The following is a 1,014-nucleotide window of genomic DNA, read 5'->3' on the forward strand; positions in this document are numbered from 1 at the left end:
CAGTGGCGGAGTTCGTCGTTGACCCCCGATCGACGTCAGCCTGGGTCAGGGTGTACGTGGCGGTGAAGGTCCTCGATGCTCCCGGTGCCAGGGACGCAACCGAGGCCGGTGTCAGCGTGCCGAGCTGACCAGAGCCGTTGAAGTCGGAGTCATCGACAGTGACATTCGACATGGTCACGTTGCCGGTGTTCGTCGCCACGAACGAGTAGGTGATCCGCTGCCCGACCGTGTAGGAACTCTGCCCCGACGGGCTCGCCGACTTCACAACCGACAGCGACGGATTTGCCGACGCCGGGATCCTCACTGAGGACGGACCCGACGTCACCGGATCACCAGTGGGCGGAGTTCCCGAAGCGGTGGCCGTGTTCGTCAGCGCACCGGAGTCGACATCCGCCTGGGTTGTCGTGTACGTCGCAGTGAACGTTCGCGACGCTCCCGGCGCAAGCGATGCAACCGATGCTGGCGAGATCGCGCCGAGGGTGCCGGTACCGGAAAAATCTGCGTCATCGACGGTCACTCCGCGCAGCGTGACGTTCCCGGTGTTCGTCGCCTTGAACGAGTACGTGATCGACTGTCCAGCACTCGTGATCTGCTGACGGTTCGCCGTCTTGTCCACCGTCAGTGCCGGCGCCGGGTTCGCCGGCACCGTCACCGTCGACGGCGGCGAGTCCACCGGTGTGCCGCCTGGCGGGGTACCGGTCGCGGTCGCCGAGTTCGACGTGGACCCACGGTCAACGTCCGCCTGCGTCAACGTGTACGTCGCGGTGAAGGTTGACGACCCTCCCGGCGCGAGCGTCGCGACCGAGGACGGAGAAACCGGGCCCAACTGCCCCGACCCGGTGAACCCCGAATCGTTCACCGACACGTCCGAGAGGGTCACGTTGCCGGTGTTGTTGACAACGAACGAGTACGTGATTTCCTGACCAACCGTGTACGCCGAAGCCGCCGACGGGCTGGCCGTCTTCGTCACCGTCAACGCAGGAGCCGCTGTGATCGTGACGGTCGCAGTGGACG

Annotated in this window: 1 protein-coding gene; it reads right to left on the minus strand. The window is 65.6% G+C overall.

Annotated elements, in window-relative coordinates:
• On the minus strand, positions 1-1,014 hold a 1,014-nt coding region (locus BACI348_RS20475), incomplete at both ends, for a CLIPPER-2 domain-containing protein (RefSeq protein WP_442858534.1).

Source organism: Arthrobacter sp. 9AX (assembly GCF_902506095.1).
Lineage (GTDB): Bacteria > Actinomycetota > Actinomycetes > Actinomycetales > Micrococcaceae > Arthrobacter.